The sequence below is a fragment of the Vannielia litorea genome, assembly GCF_019801175.1.
GTDB classification, from domain to species: domain Bacteria; phylum Pseudomonadota; class Alphaproteobacteria; order Rhodobacterales; family Rhodobacteraceae; genus Vannielia; species Vannielia litorea_B.
This window is the reverse complement of the sequence record NZ_JAHVJR010000001.1, coordinates 2,093,642-2,109,396: the sequence shown is the minus strand read 5'-3', so window position 1 is coordinate 2,109,396 and position 15,755 is coordinate 2,093,642. Positions and strand designations below refer to the sequence as shown.

General features: G+C 66.2%; 20 protein-coding genes. 15 read left to right on the top strand and 5 right to left on the bottom strand.

Annotated elements, in window-relative coordinates; translation table 11 throughout:
- Positions 1–58: 58 nt before the first annotated feature.
- The 5 genes from KUV38_RS10315 to KUV38_RS10295 all read left to right on the top strand — a co-directional run bounded on the left by KUV38_RS10315 (position 59) and on the right by KUV38_RS10295 (position 4,844).
- Positions 59–2,350, top strand: coding sequence for a xanthine dehydrogenase family protein molybdopterin-binding subunit (locus KUV38_RS10315; protein WP_222469962.1), 2,292 nt, complete (start codon positions 59–61; stop codon positions 2,348–2,350).
- Positions 2,337–3,470 (top strand): T6SS phospholipase effector Tle1-like catalytic domain-containing protein, encoded by a 1,134-nt coding sequence (locus tag KUV38_RS10310; RefSeq protein WP_222469961.1) that lies wholly within the window; start codon positions 2,337–2,339, stop codon positions 3,468–3,470. Before KUV38_RS10315 ends, KUV38_RS10310 begins: the two co-directional genes overlap by 14 nt.
- Positions 3,471–3,565: 95 nt before the next feature.
- Entirely contained in the window at positions 3,566–3,853 is a 288-nt protein-coding gene (gene rpmB / locus KUV38_RS10305) for a 50S ribosomal protein L28 (RefSeq protein WP_222469960.1), read from the top strand.
- Between the two features lie 132 nt (positions 3,854–3,985).
- Positions 3,986–4,327, top strand: coding sequence for a hypothetical protein (locus KUV38_RS10300; RefSeq protein ID WP_222469959.1), 342 nt, complete (start codon positions 3,986–3,988; stop codon positions 4,325–4,327).
- Positions 4,328–4,367: 40 nt separating this feature from the next.
- The gene (locus tag KUV38_RS10295) at positions 4,368–4,844 is read left to right on the top strand and encodes a copper chaperone PCu(A)C (protein ID WP_222469958.1); all 477 of its coding nucleotides are present in this window, start codon (positions 4,368–4,370) and stop codon (positions 4,842–4,844) included.
- Positions 4,845–4,850: 6 nt separating this feature from the next.
- Here KUV38_RS10295 and KUV38_RS10290 read toward each other — a convergent pair whose 3' ends face one another.
- Both KUV38_RS10290 and KUV38_RS10285 read right to left on the bottom strand, forming a co-directional pair.
- Positions 4,851–5,546 carry a nitroreductase family protein gene (locus KUV38_RS10290; protein ID WP_222469957.1) on the bottom strand — a complete coding sequence of 232 codons (696 nt, stop codon included), beginning with the start codon at positions 5,544–5,546 and terminating at the stop codon, positions 4,851–4,853.
- 60 nt (positions 5,547–5,606) lie between these two features.
- Positions 5,607–6,290, bottom strand: a complete 684-nt coding sequence (locus tag KUV38_RS10285) for an NAD-dependent deacylase (protein WP_222471036.1) — start codon at positions 6,288–6,290, stop codon at positions 5,607–5,609.
- A gap of 36 nt (positions 6,291–6,326) precedes the next feature.
- Here KUV38_RS10285 and KUV38_RS10280 point away from each other — a divergent pair, with 36 nt between their 5' ends.
- Positions 6,327–6,779 (top strand): low molecular weight protein-tyrosine-phosphatase, encoded by a 453-nt coding sequence (locus KUV38_RS10280; protein ID WP_222469956.1) that lies wholly within the window; start codon positions 6,327–6,329, stop codon positions 6,777–6,779.
- Here KUV38_RS10280 and KUV38_RS10275 read toward each other — a convergent pair whose 3' ends face one another.
- A complete protein-coding gene (locus tag KUV38_RS10275) occupies positions 6,780–7,097 on the bottom strand; it encodes a hypothetical protein (RefSeq protein WP_222469955.1) in 318 nt (105 codons plus the stop codon).
- Between the two features lie 403 nt (positions 7,098–7,500).
- Here KUV38_RS10275 and lepA point away from each other — a divergent pair, with 403 nt between their 5' ends.
- From lepA to KUV38_RS10260, 3 genes are all read left to right on the top strand, one after another.
- On the top strand, positions 7,501–9,300 hold the full coding sequence (gene lepA / locus KUV38_RS10270) for a translation elongation factor 4 (protein WP_222469954.1): 1,800 nt from the start codon (positions 7,501–7,503) through the stop codon (positions 9,298–9,300).
- A gap of 116 nt (positions 9,301–9,416) precedes the next feature.
- Positions 9,417–9,662: a DUF4160 domain-containing protein gene (locus KUV38_RS10265; RefSeq protein WP_222469953.1), complete on the top strand. Its 246-nt coding sequence runs from the start codon at positions 9,417–9,419 to the stop codon at positions 9,660–9,662.
- Positions 9,643–9,879 carry a DUF2442 domain-containing protein gene (locus KUV38_RS10260; RefSeq protein ID WP_222469952.1) on the top strand — a complete coding sequence of 79 codons (237 nt, stop codon included), beginning with the start codon at positions 9,643–9,645 and terminating at the stop codon, positions 9,877–9,879. Before KUV38_RS10265 ends, KUV38_RS10260 begins: the two co-directional genes overlap by 20 nt.
- A 10-nt stretch (positions 9,880–9,889) precedes the next feature.
- On the opposite strand, the gene KUV38_RS10255 is transcribed toward KUV38_RS10260, so the two are convergent.
- Positions 9,890–10,444 carry a hypothetical protein gene (locus KUV38_RS10255; RefSeq protein ID WP_222469951.1) on the bottom strand — a complete coding sequence of 185 codons (555 nt, stop codon included), beginning with the start codon at positions 10,442–10,444 and terminating at the stop codon, positions 9,890–9,892.
- An 811-nt stretch (positions 10,445–11,255) separates the two neighbouring features.
- Between KUV38_RS10255 and KUV38_RS10250 the strand changes: the two genes are divergently transcribed.
- The 3 genes from KUV38_RS10250 (at position 11,256) to KUV38_RS10240 (ending at position 12,029) form a co-directional block, all read left to right on the top strand.
- The gene (locus KUV38_RS10250; protein ID WP_222469950.1) at positions 11,256–11,441 is read left to right on the top strand and encodes a hypothetical protein; all 186 of its coding nucleotides are present in this window, start codon (positions 11,256–11,258) and stop codon (positions 11,439–11,441) included.
- 43 nt (positions 11,442–11,484) lie between these two features.
- A complete protein-coding gene (locus KUV38_RS10245) occupies positions 11,485–11,772 on the top strand; it encodes a hypothetical protein (RefSeq protein WP_222469949.1) in 288 nt (95 codons plus the stop codon).
- Between the two features lie 77 nt (positions 11,773–11,849).
- Positions 11,850–12,029, top strand: a complete 180-nt coding sequence (locus KUV38_RS10240) for a CTP synthetase (protein ID WP_222469948.1) — start codon at positions 11,850–11,852, stop codon at positions 12,027–12,029.
- Here KUV38_RS10240 and KUV38_RS10235 read toward each other — a convergent pair.
- Positions 12,026–12,790 (bottom strand): alpha/beta fold hydrolase, encoded by a 765-nt coding sequence (locus tag KUV38_RS10235; protein WP_222469947.1) that lies wholly within the window; start codon positions 12,788–12,790, stop codon positions 12,026–12,028. The genes KUV38_RS10240 and KUV38_RS10235 overlap by 4 nt on opposite strands.
- Before the next feature lie 76 nt (positions 12,791–12,866).
- On the opposite strand from KUV38_RS10235, the gene KUV38_RS10230 reads away from it, so the two are divergent.
- The 3 genes from KUV38_RS10230 (at position 12,867) to KUV38_RS10220 (ending at position 15,741) form a co-directional block, all read left to right on the top strand.
- Positions 12,867–13,238: a hypothetical protein gene (locus KUV38_RS10230; RefSeq protein ID WP_222469946.1), complete on the top strand. Its 372-nt coding sequence runs from the start codon at positions 12,867–12,869 to the stop codon at positions 13,236–13,238.
- An 83-nt stretch (positions 13,239–13,321) separates the two neighbouring features.
- Positions 13,322–14,737 carry a YcjX family protein gene (locus KUV38_RS10225; RefSeq protein WP_222469945.1) on the top strand — a complete coding sequence of 472 codons (1,416 nt, stop codon included), beginning with the start codon at positions 13,322–13,324 and terminating at the stop codon, positions 14,735–14,737.
- Complete coding sequence (locus KUV38_RS10220; RefSeq protein ID WP_222469944.1) at positions 14,734–15,741, top strand: YcjF family protein; 1,008 nt, start codon at positions 14,734–14,736, stop codon at positions 15,739–15,741. Before KUV38_RS10225 ends, KUV38_RS10220 begins: the two co-directional genes overlap by 4 nt.
- The last annotated feature ends 14 nt before the right edge of the window (positions 15,742–15,755 follow it).

The following is a 15,755-nucleotide window of genomic DNA, read 5'->3' as shown; positions in this document are numbered from 1 at the left end:
GGACAGTGGGGCGCAGAGGGCTAGTGTCTCACGGGCCAGCCAAGAGGGAGCACGCCGCATGAATGCGTTCGGAAAAAGCCAATCGTTGAAACGGGTCGAGGATGTGCGGTTTCTGACCGGGCACGGGAACTATCTGGAAGACTCGGTGCCCGAAGGCGCGCTGCATGCTTACTTTCTGCGCAGCCCGGTGGGCCACGCCAAGCTGACCGCCCTGGGGCTGGACGATGCGCGTGCAATGCCCGGCGTGAAGCTGGTGGCGGGTGCAGCGGAGATGAAGGCGGACGGGGTGGACCTGCTGCTGGAAGGTGCGCGGGTAGACAACGTGGACGGCTCCAAGGGGGCCGATGCAAAGCGCCCGGTGCTGGTGGAAGAGCGGATGCGCTTTGTGGGCGATCCGATTGCCGTGGTGGTGGCCGAGACGCTGGAGCAGGCCAAGGATGCCGCCGAGGCGATCGAGCTGGATTTCGACGAGCTGCCCGCCCACATGGAGCTGGCCCCAGGCGGCGAGGCGCTGCACCCGGAAGCGCCGGACAACATGGCTTATCACTGGGCGCAGGGCGACGCGGAGGCGACCGAGGCGGCGCTGGAAGGCTCGAAGCACCGGGTGAAGCTCGAGGTTGTCGACAACCGGGTGATGATCGTTTCGATGGAGCCGCGCGGGGCTTGGGCCGAGTGGGGCGATGGCCGCATTCACCTGTGTTTCAGCGGGCAGGGGGTTTGGGCCCAGAAGGCCTCGCTGGCGCGCCACCTCGGGCTCGACGAGGAGAACGTGCGGGTGACGCACCCCGATGTGGGCGGCGGCTTTGGCCTGAAGGGGCAGGAGTTTCCCGAGCATTGCGTGGTGGCATGGGCGGCGCGGAAGCTGGACCACCCGGTGCGCTGGATGAGCGAGCGCGGCGAGGGGTTGCAGAGCGATCACGGCGGCCGCGATCTGGTGAGCGTGGCGGAGCTTGGGTTTGACGAGAACCACAAGATCACCGCCTACAAATGCGAGAACCGCTCGAACATGGGGGCCTACAACTCGGGCTTCGGGCAATACATCCAGTCGTTCCTCTTTGCCCGGGTCTTCCCCGGCACCTACCAGATCCAGACCGCCTATCTGGACTGCAAGGGCTACTATACCAACACCGCGCAGATGGACGCTTACCGGGGCGCCGGGCGGCCAGAGGCGATCTTCGTGCTGGAGCGGATGATGGACGAGGCGGCGCGGCAGCTGGGCGTCAGCCCGTGGGAGCTGCGGCGCAAGAACTTCATCCCCGGTGACCAGTTTCCCTACAAGACCTTCAGCGGCGAGCTTTACGACGTGGGCGATTTCCACGCGGTGCTGGCCGATGTGGAGAAGGCCGCCGACCTTGAGGGCTACAAGGCCCGCAAGGCGCAGAGCGAGGCCAAGGGGCTGCTGCGGGGCTACGGGCTGGCCTATTACATCGAGTCCATTCTGGGTGACCCGACCGAGGGTGCGACCGTGGAATTTGCCGAGGACGGCATGGTGGACCTGATGGTGGGCACCCAGTCGAACGGGCAGGGGCATGAGACGGTCTATGCCGCCTTCCTCGAAGAGCGCAGCGGCATCCCGGTGGAGAAGATCCGGGTGGTGCAGGGCGACAGTGACCGGATCGCCACGGGCGGCGGCACGGGCGGCTCGCGCTCGGTGACGAACCAGACCAATGCCACCATCGCCGCCGTCAACGTGATGGTCGAGGCCTTCGCGCCCTTCGTGGCCGAGGAGTTGGGCGTGGATGAGGTGGAGTTCGAGGACGGCAGCTTTGGCGCGCCGGGCTCCAACCGCCGGCCCACGATGATCGACGCCGCCGAGATGGCCCGCGAGAAAGGCCGCGATGACCTGCTGCGGCATGAGGGTCGCGCCAAGCTGGATGGCCGCAGCTATCCGAACGGCGGGCATTTCTGCGAGGTCGAAGTGGACCCGGAGACCGGCCATGTGCAGCTTGTCCGCTACCTTGTGGTCGATGACTTCGGCAACCTCGTGAACCCGACGCTGGCCATGGGCCAGGTGCATGGCGGCGTGGCGCAGGGCGTGGGGCAGATCCTGATGGAGAACGCGGTGTATGACGAGGACGGCCAGCTGCTGACCGGCTCGTTCATGGACTACGCCATGCCGCGCGCCATCGACCTGCCGTTCTACGGCTTCGACGCGCACCCGGTGCCTTCGATCCAGAATCCGCTGGGCATGAAAGGCTGCGGTGAGGCCGGGACGGTGGGCGCGATGGCCGCCGTGACCAACGCGGTGATCGACGCGCTCTGGGACAAGGGTGTGCGCAATGCGCAGGTGCCCTTCACCCCGCAGCGGGTCTGGGCGCTGTTGAAAGAGGCGGAAGGTGACGCTTCGTGAGCTGATTGGCTCCTTCTGGCCGGGACGGCGTGAACGAAACACGCCGCGCCCGACCACGCGGGAGCCAGTGTGCCATGTGGTGGTGCTCGATGGCACCATGTCGAGCCTGCGGAACAAGCACGAGACCAACGCGGGCCTGACCTTCAAGCTGCTCAGGCGGGCGGCGCGGGGCGGGCGGCTCTCGGTGCATTACGAGCCGGGCATCCAGTGGCGCGACTGGAAGAGCACGGGCGATGTGGTGGCGGGCCGGGGAATCAATCGGCAGATCCAGCGGGCCTATGGCTTTCTGGCCAGCCGCTACCGGCCCGGCGACCGGATATACCTGATCGGCTATTCGCGCGGGGCCTATGCGGTGCGCAGCCTTGCGGGCTGTATCGACACCGTGGGCCTGCTGAAGCGCGACAATGCCACTGTGCGGGGCATCCGGCAGGTTTGGCGGCACTATCGCGCGGGCGGTGGCAGCGAGGCGGCGCTGCGCTTCCGGCTGGCCTATTGCCACAATGACGTGCGGATCGAGGCGGTGGGCTGCTGGGACACTGTGAAGAGCCTTGGCGTGCGGCTGCCGGTGCTCTGGCGGTTCACCAACGATGCGCATGCCTTTCACAACCACAACCTTGGCGCGGTGGTGAAGAACGGCTTTCACGCGTTGGCGCTGGACGAGACGCGGCAGGCCTACGCCCCGGTGATGTGGCAGAGCCGGGAGGGCTGGCCGGGGGAGCGGCTGGAGCAGGTGTGGTTCAGGGGCAGCCACGGCGACGTGGGCGGGCATATCACGCCCTTTCTCAAGGCGCGGCCGCTGGCCAATATCTCGCTGGTGTGGATGCTGGGGCGGCTGGCGGATTGCGGGCTGCCGCTGCCCGAGGGCTGGGCAGCGGAATTTCCGCAGGATGTGAACGCCCCCTCGATCGGGCGGTTCATGGGCTGGGGTAAGCTGTTTCTCTCCCGCCGGTCGCGGGTGATCATGGAAGACCCGAGCGAATCCTACCACCCCACGGCCCGCCCCGATGCGCCGCTGATGGCCGCGCCCGGCTCGGGCGGGCCGGGGCCGTCGGTGGAAAAGCGCAAGGAAAAGAGGGCGGAATCGCAGGAACTGCCCCCAAGCCCGCCTGACGAGGCTTGACGCCTCCCGGCTTTGCCCCTAAACGCACGAAACGAAATTCGGGGCGCCCCCGGCAAAGGGTGGCGCCTCTCTCATTTGAGCACGAGGATGAAACCATGTCTCGCGTCTGCGAACTGACCGGCAAAGGCCCGATGACTGGCAACAACGTCAGCCACGCCAACAACAAAACCCGCCGTCGCTTTCTGCCCAACCTGCAGGATGTGACGCTGATCTCCGACACGCTGGGCCGCCCCTTCAAGCTGAAGGTGTCGAACCACGCCCTGCGCACCGTGGATCACCGCGGCGGTCTGGATGCCTTCCTTGCCAAGGCGAAGGCCGACGATCTCTCGGCCAAGGCCCTGAAGATCAAGAAAGATATCGAGAAGGCCCAGGCTGCCGCCTGATCCTTTGCGAATGCAGATCTTGCGCCCCGCCGGTGGAAACGCCGCGCGGGGTTGCTTTGTTTTTGCCAGCAGGGTGCGGGCGCTTCAAATTGGCACCTTGCGGCAGCCGGGCGCGTGGCTAGGCTGCGCGCGATGATGGTGAGGCGTGTCATATCCGGGTTGATGCTGGCGGTTCTGCTGCTGGCAGGGCAGGCGCTTGCGGTGGCGCGGGGCGAAGCTCCGGCGGCCATGCAGATGGTGCTCTGCACCGGATTCGGCACACAGGTGGTGCATGTGGACGCCGAGGGCAACCCGGTGAGCGCCCCGCATCTGTGCCCCGACGGGCTCACAGCGATGGTGGAAGCCCATGTGCCGCCCCCGGCGGTGGTGCCTGTGGCGCGTGCGCTGGGGCCGGTGGAGCCTGCTGCGGCCCCTGTGGCCGTGGCTCGGCTGGCGCGGGCCGTGTTCGAGGCGCGGGGGCCGCCGCTGGCTTGAGTTTCTCCCAAGACACAAACTCAAGACAGGACACAGACAGATGAACCTCAAAGCCATGACCCTTGCCGCCCTCGTGGTGGCCTCGCCCGCTTTCGCTGAAATCAAGATCGTCGACGCTTATGCCCGCGCCGCCAGCCCCTCGGCCAAGTCGGGCGCGGCTTTCATGGAGATCATAAACACTGGCGCCGAGGATGACCGGTTGATTGCTGCCGCCTCGGAGGTTGCCGCGCGGGTGGAGTTGCACACCCACAAGGACATGGGCGACGGCGTGATGAAGATGATGGAGGTCGAGGAGGGTTTTGCCGTGCCCGCCGGGGGCCATCACATGCTGGCACGGGGCGGCGACCACGTGATGATGATGGGGCTGACCGGCCCGCTGGAGCAGGGCGCCACGGTGACGGTGACGCTCACCTTCGAGCAGGCCGGGGAGATGGTGGTGGAGATCCCGGTGGACAATGAGCGGATGCCCGGGGCGATGGACCACGGCGAGATGGACCATTCAGGCCACGGGAACTGAGGCCGCTCAGCCCTCGATCACCGACATGATCTCCGAAAGCGGCTTTTTGATCTTGGCCGCTTTCGGCACCGTCGCATCCTCGGCCGGGTGGCCTACGGCGAGGATCATCACCGGCTTCTCCGAAGCGGGCCGCCCCAGCAGATCGTTGAGGAATTTCATCGGGTTGGGCGTGTGCGTGAGCGCGACCAGCCCGGCGTGATGCAGTGCGGCGATTAGAAAGCCGGTGGCGATGCCGACGCTCTCGGGGACGTAGTAGTTTTTGTAGCGGGTGCCGTCATCGAACTCGCCCCAACGCTGGGCGAAGATGACAATGAGCCAGGGCGCGATATCGAGATGCGGCTTGGCAGCATCGGTGCCCATCGGCTCGAGCGCCTTCAGCCATTCATCGCCGCCGCCACCCGCGTAGAAGGCCTCTTCTTCCTTCTCCGCCGCCGCCCGGATGGCGGCCTTGGCCTTGGGGCCGGAGATGGCTGCAAAGTGCCAGGGCTGGTGGTTGGCGCCGGAAGGCGCGCGGCCTGCGGCGGCCACGGCGGCCTCGATCACCGCGCGATCCACCGGGCGGTCTGAGAACTCGCGTACGGTATGGCGCTTTTCCATCGTGGCCAGAAAGGCGCGGACGGCGGCGAGGTTCTCGGCGTCACTCAGTTCGGCGCGGTCAGGCAGGGGAATGGGCTCGAAATCGAGCTTGTCTTTGGAAAACATGTCTGGGGGCCTCCTTGGCGCGGAGTTTGCGGCGAGAGTGAGGGCGGGACAAGCCCCGCCTTACAGGAGGCCGTCGACCCAGGCGGGCACCAGTTCGGTGGCGGGGCCGTGGCGGGACTCGGTGAAGAGCGGGGTGATCTCGGAGGGCTCGAGGTTGAGTTCCAGCGCCTCGGCCCCGGCGGCGCGGGCGAGGCGGACGAAGCCCGCCGCCGGGTAGACCGCGCCGGAGGTGCCGATGGAGACGAAGAGATCGGTTCTCTGGAGGATCTCGCCGATGCGCTCCATATGATAAGGCACCTCACCGAACCAGACGACATCGGGCCGGGTGGCGGGCTGGCGGCACTCGGGGCATGGATCATGCAGTGCCATGGCGGGCGGGGCGGGCCAGCGCGCGCCGCAGGCGGCACAGAGCGCGGTGTGATGCGCCCCGTGCATGTGGATCACCTCCGCACCGCCCTTTTCATGCAGGTTATCGACGTTCTGGGTGATGATATGCACCGTGCCGGGATAGGACTTTTGCAACCTTCCGAGCGCGTGATGCGCGGCGTTTGGCTTGGCTTTTCTCACTTTTTCCCGGCGCATGTTGTAGAAATCGAGCACCAGCTCGGGATTGCGGGCGAAAGCCTCGGGGGTGGCGACATCCTCGATATCATACTGCGCCCAGATGCCGCCCGGATCGCGAAACGTGGCGATGCCGCTCTCGGCAGAGATGCCCGCGCCGGTGAGGATGGTGATGGTCTCGATGGTCATTCGCGCTCCGCTGCATTACCGATGGGCAGCATGACCCATCGCGTGATCTTTGTCTGCCTCGGCGACATCTGCCGCTCGCCCACCGCCCATGGCATCTTTGAGGAGAAGGCGCGGGAGGCGGGGCTCGACGTGCATGTGGAAGGCGCGGGCACCGGGGCGTGGCATGTGGGCGAGCCGCCCGACCGGCGGATGCAGGCGGCGGCGAAGGCGGCGGGCTACGACCTGAGCCACCTGCGCGCGCAGCAGTTCGAGGCCGCAAACTTTGGCCGGTTCGATGCGATCTACGCGATGGACCGGCAGAACCTTGCGGATATCGAGGCGCTCCGGCCTGCGGGCAGCACCACGCCTGTCACGCTGTTCTTGAGCCACGGGCCGAGCACGCGCGAAGAGGTGCCCGATCCCCATTTCGAGGGCGGCTTCGACGCTGTGGTGGATATGGTGGCCGAGACCTGCGACGCGCTGGTCGCCGGCCTCAAACGCTGATCAGGAGCAGGACGCGGCGGCGCTGGAGCCGAACTTCTTCCACTTCCGCCAGAAGATCTCGTTGTCGCTCCGGTCGGACTGCCGGGTATCCTGCGCCAACTGCGGGTTCTTGAAGAACTTCGCGCCCTTCTTTTGCTCGGAGCGGGTGAGCTCGAAATCGGCCACCCGCTGGATGCAGGAGCAGAGCGAGCGGGATGCGCCGCGGTCGGATTTGTTGCAGGCGCGTTCGAGCACCTTGGCCTGGGCCGGGGTGGCGGTGAAGGTGGCGGCGGGCAGCGCCATGGCCGCACAAAGAATCATCGTGGAAACGGTTTTCATCTGCTCTTGCCTCGTTCTCTCACATGGTCATGCCGGGCCGCATGTGCCTGATGTCTCTCCGGCTGCACGGGCGCGTGATGGGCAAAGGATGGCCCGAAAACGGTTAAAATTCAATTGGGCATGTCTTGTGGCATGGCCCGCGGCGGGGCCAATAGATTGTGCGCGGCGTGGAAACAGTGGGCGCAAACCCGCGTGAGGCGGTGTGAGGCGCACGCCTGTGACGGTCGGTGGGTGGACGGGGTGGCGCCGAGGCGCGGAGCATTGGTTGGCGTGAGGTCAGGCGCTGGGTCCGGCCCGCCGGGGCGGCGGTGTGGGCCAGAGCGGCCAAAGCCCCGTTCACAAGGGCGCACCCACCCTTGCGGCGCCGCTTGACGGGGGGCTGAAACCCCAGCATATGAGCCGGATGACCGACCTGAAACACATCCGCAACTTCTCCATCGTCGCCCATATCGACCACGGGAAATCCACGCTTGCCGACCGGCTGATCCAGTCGACCGGGACAGTGCAGGACCGCGACATGAAGGAGCAGCTTCTGGACTCGATGGATATCGAGCGGGAGCGGGGCATCACAATCAAGGCGCAGACCGTGCGGATCGATTACGAGGCCGAGGACGGGGAGCGCTACGTGCTCAACCTGATCGACACGCCCGGCCACGTGGACTTTGCCTATGAGGTCTCGCGGAGCATGCGCGCCGTGGAGGGCTCGCTGCTGGTGGTGGACTCCACGCAAGGGGTCGAGGCGCAGACGCTCGCCAACGTCTACCAAGCGATCGACGCGGACCACGAGATTGTGCCGGTGCTGAACAAGATCGACCTGCCGGCCTCGGATTGCGACCGGGTGGCTGAGCAGATCGAGGATGTGATCGGGATCGATGCCTCGGGCGCGATCCGGGTCAGCGCCAAGACGGGCGTGGGCATCAAGGAGACGCTGGAGGCCATCGTGAAGGTGCTGCCCGCGCCGCAGGGCGAGCGGGAGGCGCCGCTGAAGGCGATGCTGGTGGACTCGTGGTACGATGCCTACCTCGGCGTGATCGTGCTGGTGCGGATCAAGGACGGCGTGCTGAAGAAGGGCGACCGGATCAAGATGATGAGCACCGGGGCGGTCTACCCGGTGGAGCGGCTGGGGGTGTTCAAACCCGCACTGCTGCCGGTGGACACGCTGGGGCCGGGGGAGATCGGGTTTTTCACCGGGTCGATCAAGCAGGTGCGCGACACCCGGGTGGGTGACACGATCACCACCGAGAAGAAGGGCACCGACAAGCCGCTGCCGGGCTTCAAACCCTCTGTGCCGGTGGTGTTCTGCGGGCTGTTCCCGGTGGACTCGGCGGAGTTCGAAGACCTGCGGGATGCGATCGAGAAGCTGGCGCTGAACGATGCCTCCTTCAGCTACGAGATGGAGACGAGCGCCGCGCTGGGCTTCGGTTTCCGCTGCGGGTTCCTCGGGCTGCTGCACCTCGAAGTGATCCGCGACCGGATCGAGCGGGAATATGACATCGAGCTGATCACCACCGCGCCGAGCGTGGTGTATCACCTCTACATGAAAGACGGGGAGATGCGGGAGCTGCACAACCCCGCTGACATGCCCGACCTGACCCATGTGGACCACGTGGAGGAGCCGCGGATCAAGGCGACGATCCTCGTGCCGGATGACTATCTTGGCGACGTGCTGAAGCTCTGCCAGGAGCGGCGCGGCATCCAGATGGACCTGACCTATGTGGGTGGCCGGGCGATGGTGGTTTACGACCTGCCGCTGAACGAAGTGGTCTTCGACTTCTACGACCGGCTGAAGAGCATCACCAAGGGCTATGCCTCCTTCGACTACCAGATGACGGGCTACCGGCAGGACAACCTTGTGAAGATGTCGGTGCTGGTGAACGACGAGCCGGTGGACGCGCTGAGCATGATGGTCCACCGCGACCGGGCCGAGCAGCGGGGCCGGGCGATGTGCGAGAAGCTGAAAGAGCTGATCCCCCGCCACATGTTCAAGATCCCGATCCAGGCGGCCATCGGCGGCAAGGTGATCGCCCGGGAGACGTTGAGCGCCCTGCGGAAGGACGTGACGGCGAAGTGCTACGGCGGCGATGCCACTCGGAAAAAGAAGCTGCTGGAGAAGCAGAAGGCGGGTAAGAAGAAGATGCGCCAGTTCGGGAAGGTGGACATCCCGCAGGAGGCGTTTATTAGCGCTTTGAAAATGGACAGCTGAAGGCTGGCCATTTTTTAGAGCGGGTGGGCGGAAGCGGTTTTCGTAGAAAACTGCGTGCCCACGCCGTAGATCATTGCGCAGGTGACAGCCAATCTCCCCTGCACTAACCTCCCCACATGCCGACGGTCTTTCGCCACGAGGGGTTCCGCTTCTTCTTCTATTCCAACGAGGGAGACCCGCGTGAGCCGGTGCACATCCACGTGATGAAGGATCGGTCGGAAGCGAAGTTCTGGGTTGAGCCTGTGGTTCGGCTGGAGCGCGCAGTAGGGTTCGATGCCCGCACGCTGCGCCGTTTGGCCGGGATCGTGGGTGAGAACCGGGAAAGGATCACGGAGGCATGGCATGAGCATTTCGGCGGTTGACGTGCGATTTGACGACGACGCAATGTGGGTGGGGCTTCAGGACGGGCGCACCATTGGGGTGCCATTGGCCTGGTTTCCCCGGTTGCTTGGGGCCAGTGCGGAGGAGCGTGCGGCGGTGAAGATTTCGCCGTTCGGGCTGCACTGGGAGGGGCTCGACGAGGATATCTCTGTGGCCGGGTTGCTGGCGAAGGATGCGCCGGGGGTGGCGGCGGAGTAATTGGCGGCAACTATTCTTGCAGTAAGTCTTCATTCGGCTCTGCTTGTGTTAAGATTAAGTCTCCTGAGATAATCCTCATGTCGAGACCAGTAAGAATACGAAGCAGCCTGTCGGCATCGTTTACCATGGAAAGTACATCTTTCCTCTCAACCAACCTGGTTTCCGGTTCGTAAACAGTTTTCTTGTTTAATTTCCGCTTGTGCACATAGTGAATGCGAAGTTTCTTTTCGTCTTCCAACCATTGGAATGCACCATGTGCTGCCATGTGCCTATAGATTTGGTTATCTTGAAACCACCGAGTAATGTCCTTCAAGCCAACGTAATCATCTTTGGGGAGCGATGTCGCCGCTTTTCCAAGAGTTTTAATTAGATCGCCTAGTTTCAGTTTTCTCAGTTCAAAAAAACGCGGGGTAAACCCCTCATCTTCCGGTTTCAGATGCTCTAATGAGCAGATCAACGAACATGCGGTTAGCTCAATGTGCGCACACGTTTGCAGATAGACGCCGAGTTCATAAACAAACTGCTCTGGCAACTCTGACGAAATAGTTAACTTACTGACGGCCATTCCCGCTCAAAACGCGTTCTGCACAGCGTCCGCCGTGTTCGTAACGTCTCTCCCGACTCCCTTTACGGTTTCGCAGGCCGAGAGGAGGGTGAGGACAACAAGGGCGAGGGTGGTGCGTTTCATGGGGCTGCTCCGGGGCGTTGGGTTTTTCAGGACGGTAGCACTCTCTGATCGGCGTGGGAATCCGGGGGGTGCGAGATTGGCGGGTGTGTGCCGGGGGTAAGGGGTTGGCTTTGCGGGCGGATTTGGCGCGAGTCACAGGTTATTCACAAGTCATTCCAGAGGTTTATCCCCAAGAAATTCCGCATCGGACCTAAATTTGCCTTGCCCGACTCAGGCCTGAAGTGTGACGGTTTTGTTAACGCAAGGGGTCGCAAGACCCGGAGCGGGGCGCGAGGGCCTTCGGGGCTGGAGCGGCCGAGGCGACGGGGCGCCCGAGCGGGCCATCCAAGGCCGGGTCGTGTTGAGAGCACCGGGTTCGCAAGAGCCGCCACTGGCCGAAACGGCAAAGTCTCATAGAGGCGGCGCCGGGAAGGCGGGGGCAAGCCAGCGCGTTGGCCGGGCAGGGCGCAAGCCGTGACCGGAGGGGGGACGGCCCGCGAGGGTTGATCCCGCTCATGCAGGGGCCGCGAGGCTGGTTGCATGCGAACAGAAAGGCCGCGAGGCCGGCCTGTTCAGGAAGGCGCTGCGTCGGGGGGAGACCTCTGCCGCGGCGCCTTCTGCGTTTTGGGGCTGGCCGGCGCGCGGGCCGGGCGGAACCGGGGCGGGCGCCGGGGCGTTTTCATGGCGACCCAGCAAAGGAGCCTGCGAGATGCCCAGCCGTGCCAAAGTGATCCTCTATGCCCTTGCCGCGATGGCGGTGGCGGGCGCGCTGTTCTTGCTGTTCACCGGGCTTGCGTGGCTGGCGGCGATCGTCTTCGTGCTGGCCCTGCTGGTTTTGCTGGGGGTCTGGCTGCCCGGACGGCGGAAGGAGAGCCGCGAGGTCCGCGAGATCTGAGCCGTTAGGGCTTTGTTAACCCTCTGCGGCGCAGGCTGGGGCCATGCGCCGGTTGGTTATCGTCTCCCTCGCCCTGACGGGCTGCAACACCGTGAAGGAAGACTTGGGCGGCTATTCGGCCCGCAAGGCCTCGGCAATGGGATACACCTTCAACGTTTTCGCGGATGACCCGGAGTTTCAGGTGGTGCGCACCAACTTCGGGCGGCCGAACAGCCTTACCTATCCGGCTGCCGTGGCGATGGCGGTGAAACAGGTGACGGGCTGCGAGGTGGCGCTTGGCTCGCTCAGCGGCGACTACAACCTGACCAAGGGCAAGATGACCTGCCCCTAGGTTGACGTATATCAAGGTTTGAATGTGTCGCCCGTGGCAGGGTGGCACCGGGGCGTGCGCTGCAATGGAGGCTGGCGATGATCCGGCTCGCTTTGGTTTTGTATTCGCTCATCGGCACCACGCTTGCGGGCAGCTTTGTGGTGGCCGCGCTTGTAACGGGGCATGACACGCTCTGGCCGATCCTCGTGGCGGCTGCTGCGGGGGCTGTGGTGGCAGTGCCAGTCTCGCTCTTGGTCGCGCGGCAGATCGCCGGTTAGGCGCTGAGATAGGCCTCGACCGTCGCCTCGAACTCGCGCGGCTTGTCGGCGTGGAGCCAGTGGCCCGCGCCGGGGATCTTGGCGAAGCGGGCATTGGGGAAGCGGGCTTTGATCTCGGGCCGGGCCTCGGGGGTGACATAGTCGCTCTCGGCGCCGGTCAGAAAGAGCGTGGGGCCGGTGTGTTCGCCGGTGGGCGAGGGCCAGCCGACGATGCCGGGCATGTCGCGCTCCAGCGTGTCGAGGTTGAAGCGCCATGCGGGCGGGTCGGCCTTGAGATCGAGCGATTGCAGCAGGAAGGCGCGGGTGCCGGGCTCATCGACAAGGGCGGCGAGGCGCTTGTCGGCCTCGGAGCGGGAGGACAGATCGGTGAGGTCGAGCGCGCGCATGGCGTCGATCAGGTGCGCTTGGGTGTGGGCGTAGGCGACGGGGGCGATGTCGGCCACGATCAGGCGGCGGATCAGTTCGGGGCGGGAGAGGGCCAGCATCATCGAGGCCTTGCCGCCCATCGAGTGGCCGAGCAGGTCCATCGGCGCGCCCTCGTGCTCGATCACCTCGGCGAGGTCGGCGGCGAGGTCGGCGTAGCTGTGGCTGTCCGCCCAGGGCGACTGGCCGTGGTTGCGCATGTCGACGGTCACCACCCGGCGGGCGCCGGAGAGGCGCTTGGCGATGACGTTCCAGTTGCGCGCCGAGCCGAAGAGGCCGTGGGCGATGAGGAGGGCGGGGGCGCCGGGGGCGCCGTCGTATTGGGTCGTGGCCAGCATGGCATGGAGGTAGCGCGGGTGGCGCGGCGGCTCAAGCGGGGTTTTCTGTGCCGATGGGCGGGGATAGAAGCGGGGCATGGAACATCCGGTGAAACAGGTGGCGGACGGGTTGGCGGTGATGATGGCCGAGCGGCTGGGCATCCGCCGGGGCGAGACGCTGGCGGAGAAGCTGCGCAAGGGCGGGCGGCTGCTGCCGAGGAAGGTGCGCCGAGAGGCCGCCTATATCGCCGACACGGAGGCCCGGATGGAGGTGCCGAAGTTCGCCTTTCAGTATGATGCGGCGCGGATCGCGAAGGCGGAGAAGTCGGTGCGGCGCTTTCTGGAGACGGTCGATCCGGCCGACCGGCGCAAGGGTGTTGTGCTGGGCATCCTCGGGTGGCTGGCGTTCAACTTCCTGCTGATCAGCGGGCTGGTGATCTGGTGGCTTTGGGAGAGCGGGCGGCTCTGAGGGCCGGGTGGGCCAGATTGCCAACCCTACACATGGGCCGCCGCCTGCCCTAAGTATCTGCTGTAACGGAGAAAGGGGCAGGTGTGGTTGTTTCAACCATCGTGGATGGGGTGACGCGGGGCGTCGAGACCGTGGGCCATGTGGTCACCGGGGGCTTTCTGGAGCCGCGCATCCGGCTGGGCGTGACCGGGTTAAGCCGGGCGGGCAAGACGGTGTTCATCACCTCGCTGGTGGCCAACCTGATGGACCGGGCGCGGATGGGCGGGCTGCGGGCGGCGGCGGAGGGGGCGATTCAGACGGCCTATCTGCAGCCCCAGCCCGACGACACGGTGCCGCGCTTTGCCTATGAGGACCACCTTGCCGCGATGGTCGGCCCCGAGCCGCACTGGCCCGAGAGCACGCGGGCGGTGAGCGAGCTGCGGCTGAGCCTGAAGGTGCAGCCGGGCGGCTTGCTGGGCGGGTTGCGCGGGCCGCAGGTGGTGCATCTCGATATCGTGGATTACCCCGGCGAGTGGCTGCTGGACCTTGGCTTACTCGACATGAGCTACGACGATTGGGCCGCGCAGGCGCTAGAGAAGGCACGGGCGCGGACGGAGGGCGCGGCGTTTGTTGCGGCGCTTGAGGCTGTGGACGGGGCGGGCAAGCTGGAGGAGCCGGAAGCCAAGCAGCTCTCGGAGGCCTTTGCGGACTATCTGAAGGCCGCGCGGGAGGCGGGGTATTCAGACTGCACGCCGGGGCGGTTCCTGCTGCCGGGGGAGCTGGAGGGCTCGCCGGCGCTGACCTTCGCGCCGCTGCCTGCTGGCGAGGCGCCGCGCGGCTCGCTGCGGCGGGAACTGGCCCGGCGGTTCGAGGCCTACAAGCGGGCGGTGGTGAAGCCGTTCTTCCGCGACCATTTTGCCGAGATCGACCGGCAGGTGGTGCTGGTGGATGTGCTGGGCGCCATTCATGCGGGGCCGAAGGCGCTGGAAGATCTGCGGCAGGCAATGGCCGATATTCTGGGCGCGTTCAAGCCAGGTCGGAACGGTTGGCTCACCCGGCTGCTGGGCGGGCACAGGGTGGAGAAGATCCTCTTTGCGGCGACCAAGGCGGACCATCTGCACCACAAACAGCACGGCAGCCTGACGGCGATCACAGAGGCGCTGGTGCGCGAGGCCAAGGACCGGGCGGATTTTGCCGGGGCCAAGACGCAGGCGATGAGCATTGCCGCGTTGCGGGCCACAACGGAGGAGACGCGCAGCCATGAGGGCCGCGAGATTGACCTTGTGCGTGGCACGCTGATGGAGACGGGCAAGAAGGCGGCGATGTACCCCGGTGCTTTGCCAGCGGACCCGGGGCGGCTGCTGGGCGCGGCGCGGGGCGGACGCGAGGCGTGGCTCGACGGCGATTACGCGGTGATGAAGTTCGCGCCGGCGGAGGTGTCTCTCGCGCCGGGCGAGGGGCCGCCGCATATCCGGCTGGACCGGGCGGCGGAATTCCTGATCGGAGACAGGTTGCGATGAGCGAGAAATCGGGGCCGCTGGTCTTTGAGGTAGAGGATGATGCGCCGGGGCCCGACAAGGCCCCGCCGGTGCCGGAGGTGGCGCAGGGGCCTGCGGCGATGCAGCGGCTCGCGGTGCGCTCCGCGCGGCCCGGCAGCCGGATTGCGCGGCTGTTCTGGGCCGGGCTCGCGGGCGTGGTCAGCCTCGTGGTCTCGGTTGCGGCATGGGACTTTGTGATGCGCCTGCTGGAGCGCAGCCCGGTGCTGGGCTGGGTGGCGACGGTGCTGATTGCCGTGACGCTGCTGGCGCTGGCGGTGATGGCGCTGCGCGAGTTGGCGGCCTTTGCCCGGTTGGCGCGGCTCGACGGGCTCCAGAAGGCGGCCGCCGGGGCGCTGGTGAGCGGCGATCTGGGCGCTGCACGGGGCGTGGTGGACCGTCTGGAGCGGCTCTATGCCACGCGGGATGACACGCGCTGGGGCCGGGAGCGGCTGGCGGAGCGGCGGGGTGATGCCTTTGACGCCGATGCGCTGCTTTCCCTTGCCGAGCGCGAATTGCTGGTGCCGCTCGACGCCGCGGCGCAGGCCGAGGTGGAGGCGGCGGCGCGGCAGGTGGCCACGGTGACGGCGGTGGTGCCGCTGGCGCTGGCCGATGTGTTCACCGCGCTGACCTCCAACATGCGGATGATACGGCGGATCGCCGAGGTCTATGGCGGGCGAGCGGGCGTGCTCGGCAGCTGGCGGCTGACGCGGACGGTGCTGGCGCATCTGGTCGCCACGGGCGCTGTGGCGGTGGGGGATGACCTGATCGGCTCGGTTGCAGGCGGCGGGGTGCTGAGCAAGCTCTCGCGCCGGTTCGGCGAAGGGGTGATCAATGGCGCGCTGACCGCACGAGTTGGCGTGGCCGCGATGGAGGTCTGCCGCCCGCTGCCCTTTGGCGAGGGCAGACGGCCCAGCGTGACGGGGCTGGTGAGCCGTGCGCTCACGGGGCTTTTTGGCCGGAGTGAGGCGGGGCGAGAGGACGGGTAGCGCCGGTTTGCCGG